The 16,074-nt window shown below is 44.9% G+C and carries 18 protein-coding genes; 2 read left to right on the forward strand and 16 right to left on the reverse strand.

All coding sequences use genetic code 11. From position 1 onward, the window contains the following. Positions 1 to 55: 55 nt before the first annotated feature. The 16 genes from MHN02_RS05710 to MHN02_RS05785 form a co-directional block, all read right to left on the reverse strand. Positions 56 to 1,174 carry a hydroxymethylglutaryl-CoA reductase gene (locus MHN02_RS05710; RefSeq protein WP_239245014.1) on the reverse strand — a complete coding sequence of 373 codons (1,119 nt, stop codon included), beginning with the start codon at positions 1,172 to 1,174 and terminating at the stop codon, positions 56 to 58. 56 nt (positions 1,175 to 1,230) lie between these two features. Beyond that, on the reverse strand, positions 1,231 to 1,878 hold the full coding sequence (locus MHN02_RS05715) for a hypothetical protein (RefSeq protein ID WP_239245016.1): 648 nt from the start codon (positions 1,876 to 1,878) through the stop codon (positions 1,231 to 1,233). Between the two features lie 188 nt (positions 1,879 to 2,066). Next, positions 2,067 to 2,768: a tetratricopeptide repeat protein gene (locus tag MHN02_RS05720; RefSeq protein WP_168533657.1), complete on the reverse strand. Its 702-nt coding sequence runs from the start codon at positions 2,766 to 2,768 to the stop codon at positions 2,067 to 2,069. Positions 2,769 to 2,783: 15 nt separating this feature from the next. Beyond that, positions 2,784 to 3,629, reverse strand: coding sequence for an SDR family oxidoreductase (locus MHN02_RS05725; protein WP_239245018.1), 846 nt, complete (start codon positions 3,627 to 3,629; stop codon positions 2,784 to 2,786). Between the two features lie 55 nt (positions 3,630 to 3,684). Next, positions 3,685 to 4,356 carry an iron-containing redox enzyme family protein gene (locus MHN02_RS05730; protein WP_239245020.1) on the reverse strand — a complete coding sequence of 224 codons (672 nt, stop codon included), beginning with the start codon at positions 4,354 to 4,356 and terminating at the stop codon, positions 3,685 to 3,687. Positions 4,357 to 4,359: 3 nt separating this feature from the next. Next, positions 4,360 to 5,874, reverse strand: coding sequence for an AMP-binding protein (locus MHN02_RS05735; protein WP_239245022.1), 1,515 nt, complete (start codon positions 5,872 to 5,874; stop codon positions 4,360 to 4,362). Next, positions 5,864 to 6,607, reverse strand: a complete 744-nt coding sequence (locus tag MHN02_RS05740; protein WP_239245024.1) for a thermostable hemolysin — start codon at positions 6,605 to 6,607, stop codon at positions 5,864 to 5,866. Before MHN02_RS05740 ends, MHN02_RS05735 begins: the two co-directional genes overlap by 11 nt. 116 nt (positions 6,608 to 6,723) lie before the next feature. Next, positions 6,724 to 8,526, reverse strand: a complete 1,803-nt coding sequence (locus MHN02_RS05745; RefSeq protein ID WP_239245026.1) for a glycosyltransferase family 39 protein — start codon at positions 8,524 to 8,526, stop codon at positions 6,724 to 6,726. A gap of 5 nt (positions 8,527 to 8,531) precedes the next feature. Then, complete coding sequence (locus MHN02_RS05750; RefSeq protein WP_239245029.1) at positions 8,532 to 9,209, reverse strand: VTT domain-containing protein; 678 nt, start codon at positions 9,207 to 9,209, stop codon at positions 8,532 to 8,534. Beyond that, positions 9,199 to 9,936 carry a glycosyltransferase family 2 protein gene (locus MHN02_RS05755; RefSeq protein WP_061094252.1) on the reverse strand — a complete coding sequence of 246 codons (738 nt, stop codon included), beginning with the start codon at positions 9,934 to 9,936 and terminating at the stop codon, positions 9,199 to 9,201. The genes MHN02_RS05750 and MHN02_RS05755 overlap by 11 nt, the downstream gene beginning before the upstream one ends. Before the next feature lie 90 nt (positions 9,937 to 10,026). Beyond that, a complete protein-coding gene (locus MHN02_RS05760; RefSeq protein WP_061094253.1) occupies positions 10,027 to 10,728 on the reverse strand; it encodes a hypothetical protein in 702 nt (233 codons plus the stop codon). After that, positions 10,725 to 11,489, reverse strand: coding sequence for an FTR1 family iron permease (locus MHN02_RS05765; RefSeq protein WP_239245032.1), 765 nt, complete (start codon positions 11,487 to 11,489; stop codon positions 10,725 to 10,727). Before MHN02_RS05765 ends, MHN02_RS05760 begins: the two co-directional genes overlap by 4 nt. Beyond that, complete coding sequence (locus MHN02_RS05770; protein ID WP_239245034.1) at positions 11,479 to 11,844, reverse strand: cupredoxin domain-containing protein; 366 nt, start codon at positions 11,842 to 11,844, stop codon at positions 11,479 to 11,481. Before MHN02_RS05770 ends, MHN02_RS05765 begins: the two co-directional genes overlap by 11 nt. Beyond that, on the reverse strand, positions 11,828 to 13,117 hold the full coding sequence (locus tag MHN02_RS05775) for an ATP-binding protein (RefSeq protein ID WP_239245036.1): 1,290 nt from the start codon (positions 13,115 to 13,117) through the stop codon (positions 11,828 to 11,830). The genes MHN02_RS05770 and MHN02_RS05775 overlap by 17 nt, the downstream gene beginning before the upstream one ends. Position 13,118: 1 nt before the next feature. Next, positions 13,119 to 13,784, reverse strand: a complete 666-nt coding sequence (locus tag MHN02_RS05780) for a response regulator transcription factor (protein ID WP_239245038.1) — start codon at positions 13,782 to 13,784, stop codon at positions 13,119 to 13,121. Positions 13,785 to 13,859: 75 nt separating this feature from the next. Beyond that, entirely contained in the window at positions 13,860 to 14,756 is an 897-nt protein-coding gene (locus MHN02_RS05785) for a hypothetical protein (RefSeq protein WP_336246501.1), read from the reverse strand. A gap of 272 nt (positions 14,757 to 15,028) precedes the next feature. On the opposite strand from MHN02_RS05785, the gene rplM reads away from it, so the two are divergent. Beyond that, positions 15,029 to 15,457, forward strand: coding sequence for a 50S ribosomal protein L13 (rplM, locus tag MHN02_RS05790; protein ID WP_014948329.1), 429 nt, complete (start codon positions 15,029 to 15,031; stop codon positions 15,455 to 15,457). 12 nt (positions 15,458 to 15,469) lie between these two features. Then, entirely contained in the window at positions 15,470 to 15,862 is a 393-nt protein-coding gene (gene rpsI, locus MHN02_RS05795) for a 30S ribosomal protein S9 (RefSeq protein ID WP_014948330.1), read from the forward strand. Positions 15,863 to 16,074: the final 212 nt, after the last annotated feature.

Below are 16,074 nucleotides of genomic sequence, written 5' to 3' on the forward strand. Positions count from 1 at the left end.
CGCACAGTTTATTCGAACTGCATTGCTAAGCGTTAGGTGACAGATTTAAAAACCTTTAACGGTTTCTACCCAGTCGCTCGTGACTGCTTACCCATTCGTCTGCGACGACTGCAGAACCCAGCGACAGATCGCCACACAATACGGTCGCAGCGACAATTTCCGCAAACTTATTTACACTGCCCCTTTCTGTGCAGCCAAGTACGTTTAAACACTCGTTTTGTGTAGCTAAACCGGTTCCTCCACCGTATGTAGCAACGATTAACGAAGGAATAGTCACAGAGAAGTAGTAGTCTCCATTTGGCGTAATTTCAGCGTAGGTAAACCCCGCCGACGACTCCGCCACATTAGCGACATCTTGCCCGCAAGCGATAAACATAGCGGTGATGCCGTTAGCGAAGTGGGCACCGTTATTAACACTACCTGCCATTAGTGCGCCCATATTTGAATACTGGCGCTGTTTGAATAATGCTTCTGGCGGGCAATGCATAATCTCCGTCATAAGGTGTTTTGGCAGGGTTATTTCTGCTACAACGCGCTTTCCGCGGGTATGCAGAGAGTTTAAGTGAGAGTGCTTTTTATCGGTATCAAGGTTAGCGGCTAGTACAAAGTGCTCGATAGGACGTGGGTAGTTCGCTTGTATCCACTCACAACCCGCTTTAGTGGCTTTACTTACCATGTTCTGCCCAGCCGCATCGCCGCAGGTGAAATTGAATCTTAGCCAGCGAAGCTTAGACGCAGCGTACTGCTCGATATCCCTTAGTTTGCCCACGCTGGTGGTGTTATCACTGGCGCGTTTGATGGCTTCAAAGTTTTGCTCAACCCATTTGCCAAATTCGAGGGCTTCTCTTGCGTTAGAAAACGCGAACATAGGCGCTCGCTGCATGGCATCGTCAATGACTGTGGTAGTTATGCCCCCAGCCTCTCTTGTTAAGCGCATGCCTCTACTGTAGCTGGCGGTCAAGGTGCCCTCTGTTGTTGCCATTGGAACGTAGAACTCACCTTTGGCGTGCTCTCCATTCACTAGCATTGGCCCTGCGAAGCCAATAGGCACCTGTGCAACACCGGCGAAGTTTTCTATGTTTCCCGACAAGGTTTCGGGCGCAATAAATTCGCGGCAAGTTCGGCTCATGTCATGGGTATAGTCGTTGTCTGAGGAACGTGGGATTTTAGGCAATTGCTTATTTCGAACTCATAAGCGACGCGCAATAGCCCCGCATAAAGCAAATGATACTATGCTTTTTTATCCAATTTTGCCTGAAGTATAGCAATCTCTTCTCTACGTTTTTTATCTGCTAGTGGGCGGTTGGCTTTTTCAGGCGCGTTTTGAGCACGGATTAAAAACCCTTGGGCTTCTTCGTATTCACCATCGTCGAAAAGAAACTCAGCATAAAAGAAGTTTTGGTCCATACCTTCTGGGTTAATTTCTAATGCACGCTTAAATAGTTGTTTTGCCTTCTTATCGCTTCCAAAGCTAACTGGCCAGCCTGGTACTTTATGATAAAGTGCCGCTAATACAGTGAGTGCCGTCCCCTCTAATACCGCTTCCTCTTTTTCAATGGCACGTTCTAAATTTTCCTTCGCACTTTCAGCAAAGTCCAGGGCACCTAAACCGCCTTTCGCACTTGCAGTACTTGATTGAGAGATAGCTAGCCAGGTCAGTGCTTCAGCGCTATTTTCTGATTGCTCGACTAACACTTTCGCCTGCGCAATCAGTGCAGAAAATGCCTCTAATTGGGCTTCACCTTCAAGCTCATAGTTCGTTTTTGCCCACGCGTGTTGTAACGGTAGTAAATCAGGGGTGTTTGCATGAACCGTAGATATCGACAACGTAGTAATAAGGATGAATAGAAAAGGAGAGAAGAAATTCTTTTTCTGCATGAAAAGTCGCCTTTATAAGATAGAGGTAGTTAGGAATAAACGAGATAACTCGACGAAATTGTTAGTAATTTCATGAATTATCGTTGAATCGGCGGCTAATCTAACGGTATTTGCAGCGAAAATCTAATACTTGTTGAAAATGGAAAGGCAATAAGAGCATTGCCTTTCCCTGTATACCTTTAGGGTGACTAACTTTTTCTCGCTATTTTCGCTTCCAATAAAGCGATCTCTCTTTTGCGACCTGAATCTGCAATAGGACGATCAGCGCGCGCTGGGGCGTCGAGCGCTTTCTTGGCAAACTTGAGCGCTTGCTCGTATTTTCCATTATCGAACAAGTACTCGGCGTAGAAATAGTTGGGGTCTATCCCGTCAGGGTTTATTTCAAGTGCATGCTTCAGCAATTTCTCAGCTTTTTTGTCGTTACCAAAGCTAATAGGCCAACCCGGAAGCTTATGGTACAGCACGCCTAGACTGGTCATCGCTGAGCCCGAGAGTGCATTTTCATCTAGTCGCATTGCATGTTCGAAACTCTTACGCGCATCCTTTGCGTAGTCCAGAGCACCAAGTCCCCCTTTGGCACCGGCTGTACTGGATTGAATTATGCCTTGCCAAATCAATAACTCAGGGTTATTGGGTTCCGCCTTTACGAAAGATTTAGCGGTATTAATAAGGGCGACGAATGCTTTTTCCTTTTCTGCATCATCAAGTTCATAGTTAATATGTGCCCATTGATGCTGAAGTATCTTTAAAGGGCTGGTAGCCGTTTCGCTTAAGGCTGATGTCGGCGCTGTACTTTCTGTGACTTCGTTAGCTTGAGCCATAGCAGTGTGACTTAATGCCAAACCGAGTCCCAGAATTACCGTGGTGCTAAGCGTGGTTAATTTCTTCATGATAATGTCCTCGTGTTAAACCAGCTTGTTACCCAGACGGGTTTCGTTTTGAGCGCTGGTCTGTTTGTCTTGTGATTGCGTTTTTTGAAAGGCATAGCGTTTAATTGTTGGAAGTTTCTTTGCCAACGCATTGTCAACAACACTAGGAACTAGCGCGTTAAGCTTGGCAAAAAAGCGTTCAGCACGTCCGAGCGCGACCCTTGGCAAATTGTTTTCTAACTGTTTAATGAATGCTTGCGCTACTGCATCAGGCTCGTCTGTCTGGTTGCCCAATGCCTCATTTAGCGCATTAGCGCGATCGTCATTTATGTCGGTACGCGTTGCGCGTGGCGCTAGATAGTGAAATTTAATTTTGCTATCGCTGAATTCTCTGTGCATCGCTTCCGTCCAGCCTTTCAAAGCGAATTTAGTTGCGCAGTAGGTTCCGTGCGCAGCAAAACCTATGCTTCCAAAAGCTGAGCCTACATTCACGACGTGCGCAGACGGTCTACGTTCGAGTAACGGCAGTAGGCGTTGGGTTAGTAGCATCGGAGCCAGCATATTTGTCGACACAATTGACTCGATTGGGGTGCCCTCAAACTCGCCCACATAGGTAATGCCAGCATTGTTAACCAGAATACTTAAAGGAAGTCGTTGGCAGGCACTTACTACTCTATCTCTGCCTTCATCTGACGTAATGTCAGCCACAATGGCAGTATGATGAAGGGTTAAATTTTGTTGCAGCTGTTCTAGCTTCGCCTTACTTCTGCCAGTTAGGATAATGTGCGCGCCTTTTTCATCAAGCGCCTTGGCTATTGCTTGACCAATACCGCCAGTTGCACCTGTAAGAAGTACCACTTGATTACGCCACTGAATATTCATTGTATTTACCTTAACGTGTTATCAATTTACCTCGGGGGATAAGCACCACTTGAATTCAAGCAACCTGTTCCAAGCCGTGTTCAGGTGTTAATTCGCGAAAGATATCTCCGTATAAGCGATAAAACATGTTCGCGCTGTGAATGATCATTTGCTGCTCTTTGGGGTCAGTAATTTTGTTCATAAGCCCTTCAAAGAAAACAATGTGCTCTTGGTCTAGCGCACCGTGAGAGGTAAGGTATTTAAACGCTGATTTAGGCAGAGATAACTTGTCTTTGATTTGTTTTGCAGCCGCGTCGGCAAGCGCAATACTTGTGCCCTCTAAAACGAATACCATGCCGAAGAAATACAGTGGGCTTTTGCGTGCTATTGCATCAAAAGCATAGGCAACCATTAATTCGGTGGCGGGTGCAGGGTGACTTATCCTCGCCTGTTCTTTATCAACGCCACAGGCTGCAAGGTCGTTAAGGATCCACTCTTGGTGACCCATTTCTTCTTCAATGTATTCACCAATTGCTTCTCTTAGCCATTCCTTATCTTCGTTGAGTTTGGCACCTGTAGCCATAAGCAGGGGAACAGTAAACTTAACGTGATGATAAGCCTGTTGAAGAAAGGCAATATAGTCGTTTAGGTTAAAATCACCGTTAAAGCAGCGTTGTATAATCGGCGCCTGTAAGAATGACTGTCTGGCATGTTCGGTGTTGCTTTGAAGTTGCTGATAGAAATTCATAAATTATTCCTTGATAACAAATTGAGAAGAAAATGCTGTTGTACTTTGAACGCTATACTGGTGTTGGTCTTGGCCCTGGTAGAGCGAGTCTAAGTCAGTCGCGTAGCGGGCAATTATTGCGTCACGTTTCAGTTTTCCCGTTGGGGTAAGCAGTTGGTTTTCTGGCGTACAAAGATCGATGGTGGCGAAATTAACAACTTGCGCATAGTCAGGTAACTGCTTATTGATAAGCGCCACGGTGCTTTGAATCTGTGTATTAGAAATAGTATTGGAAGCGGGTACGAGGAGCGCGACACAGTGGGGTTTAGCTTCGCAATACACCAAAGCCTGCCTAAACAGTCCTGTTCCCAGCAGTAAAGATTCAATCCACTCTGGCGATACATTTCTGCCAAAGCTGTTCACCATTATGTTTTTTATACGCCCATTCAGCGTAAGTGTGTTGTCAGAAAAAAAGCCTAAATCGCCGGTTCTGACCTGGGTCGGATAAAATGAGGAAGGTTGATTCAGATAGCCAAGAAAGTGGTTGCCTGTAACTACAATTTCACCTTCTTCGATGTGCAGTTGATTATGACCAAGCGTTTTTCCGGCACTGCCCATCGTATTGCAATTGGGCGTGTTCAATGTTGATACTGATACCGCTTCAGATAAGCCATAACCTTCAAATACTGGTAATCCCTTCGCTTGGGCTTGCGCCAGCAAAGTGGGCGCTACATGTGCACCGCCAACAGCAATGAACATTAGTGATGAAGGTGGTGTCCAGCCCTGATTACATGCCTGTACTAGCACCATTAGCAAGTCGGGCACCAAAATCACAGACGATGGTTGAACGCGGTCTATCAGTGACAGCAGTGCGTTTGGATTGACGAGTTTGCTTCCTTGAAATCCGCGCTCAGATGCCGTGGCTAAATAAACCGTGCCGCCGTGGTACAGAGGGGCGTAAACACCTGCAATATTTTCAAGTAGGGTGGACAATGGCAGTAAACACAGGTGGTTAACTATTTCTGGTTGAACAGCACGCTCAATAGAATGGGCAACTTTCCATTGCGATTCAGTTGACAGGCACACGCCTTTCGGTGAGCCCGTAGAGCCAGAAGTAAAGGTTATTTTGTTGGTACCTACAGGTGTGTATACACGAGAGTCATGTTTGAGTGGATGAGCGACAATGTCATTTTCGCTATCAATAATAGTCGGTGACTCACTCCATTCACTTAGTTCACCACCGCGTTTGGTTAATAAAAAGTGACACTGGCTCTCATTCAATACATGTACTTGTTGGGAAGCGCTAAAAAATAGCGGAACGGGGACGCAGCAGACGTTAGCCTGTTGGCAGGCTAAATCAGCAATCACCCATGCAAAGCTATTGTCAAAGGCAATGCCCACCCTCTCGGCATTGTGGTTTGTTATCCAGCTTGCGAGGTTCTCGACGGCGCTCAAAAGGGCGCGGTAAGTCATTGAACCGTCTTTGCATTTAAGCGCAACGTCATCATCGTGCCCATTTATATACTGATTAAGCAACATACGCTGTTTCCTTTTTTGTACAGATATTTTGCGTTAACGCATCCACATTTGCGGAAATAAGCTCAATTGCACGTTGGTAATGAGCATTAAGTTTAGGGCAGCCAATAATGTGTTGGGTTACGTGATGTAGCGACAGGGCAGTAACCTGAGGCGCGGTGTCATAATAGGTGCCCCAATCATCGCTATTCCCTTTAAGTTTTGACACATCGGCTTTAACAAGAGGGAGGAGTTGAATACCCGCGCCCCTGAGTAAAGAGGTGAGCTGTGAGGTCGCACTGAAAACCAGATATTTGCTACCACATCGTTTTAAAACGAAGAACAGGGCAAATAACAAGGGGAGGGTATAGCGTGATGCACTGCTAAAAAGGTTACCAACTTCAGCAATATGCGCTCTGTTTACGGTTATCCCTTGTAGGGTGAGGGCAGTTTCTACCGAAGTGTTAAGGTATTGCTCTATAAAAAGAGAATTATACTGACCATCATAGACGGCAAACCTTGCGCCTGCGGCGGCTTTAACTCCCTTAGCGTCAAGAGCAAACAGCATAGGCATAAAGGAAGTCACTCGTGCGTTGTAGCGAGCTTTAAAACCACTCGCTATAAACGCTTCAATACGGCGGCGGGCATTATGTCCATGTTTTGCCGCGATAAAGGTTATAGCGGGCTTTTCCTTTGAGACAATCGCAGATTGCTGACTAGCAACCTGGGTTGGAACAGAAGCTAAAACGTGACTCATAAACATGCTCATTGGTTTTGCGATGTTATGAGTATTTACGCGAGACCTTAAGAGAACCTTAAGTGGGAAAAACTTTTATAAATGTCAGCCCAAAACGTTAAGAACGCTCAAGCTAATTAATCGCTTGAGCCGTCATAGCTATTAAAAACTGGGCCGTTAGCCGGTAAATCACAGGTAGCGTTCGCAGCAGTGGCAGGAAGCAACAACCATTCGTCACGGTGGGCTACACCCAGTGAAGTGGCTTGTGATAAGTCTACACATTGAAATTTGTAGTCACTTGGAACCAACAAAAAGCGTTGACGTATTGGCGGTCTAACCCGCCGGCCTGAAACCTTTGTCTGCTCGCGGTAAGGCTCGGAAGTATCGGTCAACCAAGCCCACGCTGTACCGTTTTCTACTTCTTTAGGGGTATGGTAACCAAAATGAGCCATTTCAAAGGGTGAATAAAGCAAATACTGTTCTTTAAAGCTGACTATCCCTACATCGAAGGCAGTTGAATCCTTCGTCAACATATTACTTATTTGGCTTTCTGCATTTTGAAGGACTATACGGGGAGTACGGTAGTCATTTAGCAGCCATGCACCGAATGTGGAAGGAATTACAGTTAAAATAAAAAGCCATGCCAGTAATTGGCGGGCGAGTAATTCTCCATCCCCTGCGTTGCGCTTTTTATTGCAAACATAGTAGACAATATGAGTACAAAGCCCAGCGAATCCGAGTACAAGTAATACTATGCTTAAACGAACAAGGGTTTCGCTGTCGCTGTCAAAGCGCGTCATCAGCTTAGCAGCGGTGGGCTCGTGAAAAAGCAGTGCTAAGCCAGCAATCAATAAAACGGCAGATATTAACGAAGTAACTGCGCGCGCAAAAAGCACCAACCCTCTTGATACAGTCGAATTCGCAAGTACCAGACCTGCAACCATACTCAACGCAGGCAGTGCCGGTAGCACATAAACACCACGTTTACCTGGGCTGATACTAAAGAAAATGACAACCAATATTACCCATATCAACAAGGATGAGTAAGCGGGATTGTGAATAAGTACATCTTTTAACGACTTAGCTTTTGATACAAGTATGGCAATTGGAGTTATCCAAAATACAGGAATAACTTCAACAATATAGTAATACCAGGGCTCTATGTGGTGCCAGGCATTGGCATATCGCTCAGCCGTTTGTTTAAACAAAATGTTCGACAAGTATTGTTGTATTTGAGGCTCTTGTTTTATCAAACCAAGATAAAGCAGAGGTGCAAGCCACATCGCCACAACTGATAGCATGATTAAGGGGCCAAACAACATGCGCAATGACCACTTGCCGCGATGTAAGCCGTTGGTAAATGCGAAAAATGCAATGGGGATAAATAACAGAACAGGTAAAAAGCCAACGCCTTTGGTTATGATCCCAAGCCCCATAAAGAGCCATGCTGCAAAGTACCACCGCCAATTAACATGCACATAAAAGTGCTGAATGAGTCCGTAGACGCCAATCCAGATAAAGCAGGCGACAAGGGCATCTATTTGAGCGAATTTGGCTTGAATAAGAAACTGAGGGCTCAGTAGTAGTACGAGCGTACTCAACATTGCCGCTTTTTCATTGGCAAGTCTTAGCGATAGCTTGTAGGTTAACCCCAAAGTGACAAGGCTTGCGATAGCGTTAGGTAGGAGCATAGCCACCTTCAGGCTACCCGTTATAAGGTAAAAGAAGGCAATACACCACATAAACACAGGGGGCTTGTCTGGATAAATTTCGCCACCGCGCATGGGCACAAGCCACTGTCCGCTGTTCACCATCTCTTTTGCGACCAATGCGAATCGAGGCTCATCGGGGGGCCAAGCATCTCTGAAACCCAGGCCAACAAATATCAGAGCACAGGCAAAAAAGAACAGGGTAGATGCATGGCTATTTGAATTAAGCATAAGCCTCACGACGGCTCACTCCTACGAGAAATGCCTGATAGGGATAGAAGTAGAAGAAAGCTAATGATTAAGCCACCAATTTGTAAAGGCTGTTCGAGGGAGCTGACAAATCGAGAACCGCTTCCAAGCAAGGTAAACAAAAAAGTTTGAGGCGCAAAACCGATTGCACTTGCAACAATAAACGGGACAAACGGAACGCTTAGCACACCTGCGACGGCGTTTGTGATTAAGTTAGAGCCAACAGGGAATAAACGAATAATTAGCACATTGCGAAAACTTCGCTTGGCCAGTTTGTTTTCAACAGGCTTTAATTTTGTACCTAAAAGACGGACGGCAAGTGAGCGCAGAGGGCCATTTGCTAATGCATAGGCGATACATGCAGACAATACCGTTAGCAACAAAGCAATTAACCCTCCCTGCAATGCGCCAAAGCCCACTCCGCAAAAAAAACTGACAGCCTGACGGGGAAAGCCCATGGTTAAAAGTACAACACAACCACTCAGTATCATGCACAGCGATTGCCAATTTAAATTTGAAATATAGGCATTCAACCAATCTGTATCATCACCGTGCTTCCATACTTCACCAGTGACTTCAAGCGACACATAGCAGATAAGCGCGATGCTTGCTGCCCCGATGAAAAACTGTATGAAGCTCTTGAGGCGGCGAAGATTAGTCTTCATGACCAATTCCGCTGGCAATGTGATTAAGCTTATTTCTGTACATTAGCCATCTGACGCCAAGCATATCGATGATCCCTGCCCAGCCACGATTCCACGCTGTGTAATTTGATTTACCTTCTAAGCGCGCGCGATGATTAACCGATACACATACCACTTCTCCCCCAAGCCTTTTAGTTAAAGCGGGAATATATCGGTGCATATGGTCGAAGTAGGGCAAAAGTAAAAAGGTACTTCTTGGGAGGAGTTTCAAGCCACAGCCCGTGTCTGGTGTGTCGTCTTGTAGGATCCACTGGCGAACACGATTGGCAACTTTAGACTGAAATCGCTTCCACGGGGTATCTTTTCGCTTTTTACGATGTCCTATAACGCAGAAGTGCGCTGCATTAGTCTCTTTAGCTGCGCGAATCAGTCGCGGTATATCAGCAGGATCGTTTTGCCCATCAGCATCAAGGGTGATGATCCACTTGCCTTTTGCCTGTAAAACGCCGTGAAAAACCGAAGTGCTTTGACCGCAGCTTATAGGGTGGACGATGACACGACAACTTACCGGCAAGGTACTTGAAAGGTTATGCAGCAAGGATAGGGAGTCGTCGCTGCTACCGTCATTAACAACAATAATTTCTGTTGTTGTACTTGGAACCACCTCTGCAATTTCTCGTAACAAAGCAGAAAGGTTTTTGGCTTCATTTTTAGCAGGTAAAACAACACTGACGTCAAACTGGTGCATAAGAATATTTGGTAAATCATCGAATGACGTGCACTTTAAATGTTGAACCTTAAGGAAAGCTTAAGTTAGGCGCTAAATTGCAAACTTGCATTAAAATTCGTATTCCAACGACATGCGAAGTGTGTGATCTTTACTGTCACCATTTAGTCCGGCAATAAAGCCCAGTTCCCATTTTAACTGCTGCTGTCGGTCAAAGCGTTTTATACCCATGAATGCTGGACCAACCCCGATAAAATCCTCTGCTACATACACTTCCAATCCAGGTTGTACTTCAGGGATCCAGCGATACCTAAACTTGGCTTTAAATTCGCTTTCCCATTCATTCTCAACAGTTTGACCCCACTCGTACACCAAGCTAATGTTAGTTGTTAAACTGAATTGGCCAAACTCTTTTTCTGTTAATATCCCCGCTTTAACTGCCCAGTCATCGGTATTGTGCTGCTTTTCCAGCTCAAACAGCGTTGCCCAGTCAGCCCAGTATCGCCCTTGTTCAGTCATCATCCAGCGTAACTCTACTTCGTAGCTTTCTAAGCCAAAATCTTGATTTTCATCCCGCGCACCGACAAGGTATGTCTCTAGGATCATAAACTCTGAAAGTGCATGGCCGAATGAGAAGCGTTGCATTAAAACATTGCCATCGTCATTTTGTCTTGAGGTAAGTCGCCACTCAAATTCACGTTCAAAGGGTAATACATAAGGGTGATAAACCTTATCCACGGTAAAATTATCTGCATAACCGTTACTTGAAAACACGGCGCATAATGCGATAGCAGTAAGGAGAAAACGTCTCACTGTGCGACCTCCTGAATTTCATCAGAGAATCTCTTTTTTGAAGAAAAGAAAGCGATTAAATTAGGCATGATAAGTGCGAAGAAAAACACCAATAAATAGCTCGTCGAGGGCGTAGCCTCATAGCCAACGAGAGAATTCAGAAGATGACCATATTCGCTATTGTCGCTAATTATTGTGCTGCTATCCCATAGCTGCCTTGGCGATGGGAAGGTATCAGTTTGTTCCAATAATAATGCGATATTAGCGGTTTGAGCTGCCACAAATGTGGTTGCAAAAAAGTATGTTGCTCGCTTGCTAACAAAGTGGGTGAGCAAAATATTAAGTAGAATCGCGATGCTAATACTTATACCCAGACCAATGATAGTGCCCAAGAGCAATAACGTACTATCACTATTACGTGATAACTCGGAAACAAAATAAACTAAAAAGTGCAGCGAATTGGGTAAACCAATACCTATTACTAGCAGGGTGAGGCCTAGACTGAACCTATTCGACATACGTGACGGCAAAAGTACAACAAGGCACATACCCAACCAGGCAATAAAAAACAGTATTGATTTGAGATACTCAAATCCGGCACCTTCTGATAGCTGCGATACCAGTCCTAGCTGGGGGGAGGTAAATACAGCGAGCAATACTAGCAGCAACACCCGCCACGCAACGGCAAGCGTAGACACACGCGGCAGCGCCAGCAATACACTAATGAGCAGGAATATAGGCAAGGTGTCACGCAAGAAGAGGACAACCGTATTAATTAGCATTTAATATGTCCTCTTTGCTTTTAACTATTACCTTTCCTACTGCGCTGTTGGGATGAAACTCGCCGAAAAACGGATATTCACCGGCTTTTAATGGACCAATAAAGATGGTCCCTCGGCTTTTCGCAAATATCACTTTTTCTCTGTTCAAGGAAAAGCTATCTATTTCTTCGGGAGTATCATCGAAATTAACAAAGGTTAGCTTTACCTTTTGCCCTGCGGGCACAATCACTTCCTGAGGAAAAAATAAGTGCTCTTTAATTTCCACCACCACTTCAGGTAAAGCGAATGCAAGGGGCGTATAAAAAGCACAAAGGGCTGAAAAAAAGAATACAGAAATTTTAGAGTATGTAGTCATTGGAAAATGCCACCCTAACTTCTAATCCCCCGAGCGAACTTTCATCTAAAGAGAGCTCAGCCCCGTGTAATACAACGATTTGTTCTACAATGGCTAGCCCCAAGCCGCTTCCCGAATGAGGGGAGCTGTTAGATGCTCTTTTGAATCGGTTTAGCACGACAGCGCGCTGGTCAGCAGGGATACCTGGCCCAGAATCACAGACGCTTAAAATAAGCTCGTCTTTCCGTCGTTCAATCTTAATTATTATTTGTGCACCGCAAGGCGAGTATTTACTCGCATTGCTCACTAAGTTCTGAAGCAAGGTGTAAAGGACAAATTGAGAACTTAGCAACCAGGCCTCTTTTCCTTCCAGTGCTATTTCTTGGTTTTTATTTTCAATAGCGCCGTATAGGTCACTAATTACCTCTTGCGCGACCACGTGCACATTTACAGGTTCTCGCTGTTCTGCAAACGTTTCTGGACTGGTGCGAGTAAGCAAAAGGAATTGATTTACCGCGTGGATCATTCTGTCAGTGTCTGCTTTAAGGGGAGCTAACACGTGGCCTTTTTCACCTAACTCGTTCGCTATATTGTGAATGTTTATTTTCATCACGCTGAGCGGAGTTCTAAGCTCATGCGCTGCGTTTGATGCGAATTGCTGCTCTCGTTCGAACGCTGAATTTAGTCGCGTGAACATAGTGTTTAACGTACTAACAACAGGGCTAAGTTCACTGGGCTCACGGGATAACGCAATGGTAGAAAAATCATTACCCTGTCGGCTGGCAAGGAGTTTTGATAGGTGTTTTAACGGCGATAGTCCCCAAGTAATGCCAAAAAAGAGAATGAATGCAAGAATAGGCACACTAATTATAAAAGGGGTGATGGCGGCTACAGTTAGCGAGTCAGTTAAAGTGAAGCGACTACTTACGGGTTGAGCCACCATATACCAGCTATCATTATTCGGGTTAAACCGAGTATGTACCCGCCAGCGTGTACCCAGTGCGTTTACTTCAGAAAAGCCCTCGGAGAAGCTGGTTAATGGCGTGCTTAACGCATTAGTAGATGAGCTGGCCAGTGTACCTTGTTTCCATACCTGGAAGAAAAGTGTCTGTTGCTGTGTGCGGGTGCCGCTATCTACATATGAGATTGCGCGGGATAGCTCAACTAACTCGTTATCTAACAAGGTATTCGATATACCCAGCGTTGCGCGGTAGCCTTTAAGTGCTGCACTAAATATCACTAAAACAAGCGCGCTGATCAGTGTAAGAATTAGAAAGCGGCGAATTGAAGACAATTCACTCCCCCGATTTTGAAATGCAATAACCGACGCCTCGAATAGTCTTAATAAACTCAGGAGGCATTTTCTTACGCAAATTACTCACGTGTACTTCTATTGTGTTGCTTGCCACTTCCTCTCCCCACTCATAAAGTTTATTTTCCAGCTGATCTTTACTCAGTATGCGCCCTGCGTTTTCAATAAGCGCTTTTAGTAGCATGAGTTCACGTCGAGGTAAGTGAACGTTTTGATTGTCGATAGTAAGCGTATGATGGGCAGTATCAAGGCTGACATTCTTAACACTAACAATGGTGTGAGATGCTGTGCTCAGACGACGCTCAAGTACTCTAATCCTAGCTAACAGTTCTTCTATTTCAAACGGTTTAGGTAAGTAGTCGTCGGCGCCTGCGTCTAAGCCAGAGATTTTGTCTAGTGTTTTATCCCGTGCAGTTAATATCAACACAGGAAGCGTTGCGTTTTTCTTTCGAATAGATTTTAGTACGTCGAGGCCATCAGTGTCGGGTAAACCCAAGTCAAGAATGATAATGTCACTTTGGCCCGCTCTAAGTGTTGCAAGAGCATCTGCGCCTGAATAAACACAGTCTATCGTGAAGTTGGCATTCTTTAGTGAAAGGGCGAGGGCGTCAGACAACGGCCTATCGTCCTCTACAAGCAGTACACGCATAAAAAACTCATTGATAAAAAAACAAATCAAAACACTAAACGAGAGACCTTAAGAAAACCTTAAGTGCTTAGTGTTTTACTCTGACATCTCTTTTTCGAGCGCGCGTATTGCTAAATCTTTGTATTTGTCCCACCGCGCGTAATCTAGTTTATAAGGTATTGTTGGGTTGCCGAGCTCGTGAATTTTTCTAATTTCAGCATCGGCAAGCATTTCTGCTTTTCTGTGCCCTTCGAAGCTATCGAAGATACATTCGAGTTCTCCATCATCTAGAATCCGGACAAGACCTAATCTCAATCTATTCGCGAGGGCAGGGTTATCTGGGCTAACAAAAAAGTACTCATAGTTGGGGTATTTTAATAGGTGGAACTGCTCTAAAGAGACATGCTTATCTTTGTGGCGTTCTAAATCGCGGTGTACTTCAATGATATTTCTCGGGAAAGCGTCAACTAGTCCCTTATCTACCATAGAGTACATAGAATGGAACCAAAGGCTCCAATCTTCACCGCTTACGTTATAGCCATTTGCTTTAAGTACATTTAAATCTGGCCAATCTGCGCCTTGAACCATGGTTGATTGCTTTAATGCTTCGCCGGTTTGTTGGGCAAAACTGGCCTGCTCAGAAGGGTTAATCACCAATACGCGATAACCTGAATAACCTTTCAGCAGTGGTAACTTAATGGGCAGAAGACGCTGCTCTCGGTTACTGTTGGTGACACTCCACATTACATCCGCATCGCCCTTTAGCAAAGTAACAAGCTGACGACTCTGACTCATAGGATGGGGGTGAGGGATTAAAGCAACATCACCGTATTCAGGTGTTGCTGCGAAAACTGCATTGAGTACAGCTACGTGATAACTTCCATAATCATCATCGGCAAACGCACGTGTATATACTAACTCCTCAGCATTTACACTGGCCATAAGTAGCGTGTGTAGCATCATCATTGAAGCTACGAAGCGAGACATTTTCATTTTGTTTTTATAACGGTTCCAAATACAACGTTTTGACGTTACCTCAAATCGGTTTCTATGTCATCGGCAGATGATGGAATTTTATCCATATTTTTTGTTCTTAGGGGTTCGCATTTCCTTCAATTCCTGTATAATTCGCGCCCTGCCCAGTTACGCCCACCTTTGGGAAGGTGGAAGAATCAGCCGGCTCGAAGGGGTCATTGTGTTGATTTTAAGGTGATTTCTGGTGTTCAGAAATCAGTAACGACGATATTATTCGGGTGAATTTGAAAATGAAAACTTTTGTTGCTAAGCCAGAAACGGTACAACGTGACTGGTATGTGGTAGACGCCACAGACAAAACTCTAGGCCGTTTGGCTTCTGAAATCGCACTACGCCTTCGTGGTAAGCACAAGCCAGAGTACACACCTCACGTGGACACTGGTGATTACATCGTAGTAATCAATGCTGAGAAAGTTGCGGTAACAGGCCGTAAAGCGCAAGACAAAATGTACTATGCGCACTCTGGTTACCCAGGTGGTCTTAAAGAGACAAACTTTGAAAAACTAATTGCTCACAAGCCAGAAATGGTTATTGAAAAAGCAGTTAAAGGCATGTTGCCAAAAGGCCCTCTAGGTCGCGCAATGTTCCGTAAAATGAAAGTTTACGCAGGTGCAGAGCACAAGCACACCGCACAGCAACCACAAGTTTTGGACATTTAAGGAGCTATTAACATGGCAGATACTCAATACTACGGCACAGGCCGCCGCAAAAGTTCTACTGCTCGTGTGTTCCTACGTCCAGGCACAGGTAGCATTAAAGTAAACCAACGCGCTCTTGACGAGTACTTTGGTCGTGAAACAGAGTGCATGGTTGTTCGTCAGCCACTTGAACTTGTTGAAATGACTGAAAAGTTTGACGTATACATCACTGTTAAAGGTGGTGGTTCTAACGGTCAAGCGGGTGCAATCCGTCACGGTCTTACTCGTGCTCTTATGGAGTATGATGAAGCACTACGTCCAGCACTTCGTAAAGCTGGCTTCGTTACTCGTGACGCACGTCGCGTTGAACGTAAGAAAGTTGGTCTACACAAAGCGCGTAAGCGTCCACAATTCTCAAAGCGTTAATTTTTACGTTTTTTGTATTTGCAAAAACCCGGCTTATGCCGGGTTTTTTATTGCCTGTGTTTTACTGAGAGCCTTTGTGCCTTGCTACAAAGCAAAGCTTGCGTGGTTCTATTTTTCATAACAAAGGTTTAATTTGTAGCCGCTATCTTACCTAATATTGTCCAAAACCTTGATTTTAGGCCTTTCCCTCACTAAACCTAAACACACCTTTT

The sequence above is a fragment of the Alteromonas sp. CNT1-28 genome, assembly GCF_022348345.1.
GTDB lineage: Bacteria > Pseudomonadota > Gammaproteobacteria > Enterobacterales > Alteromonadaceae > Alteromonas > Alteromonas macleodii.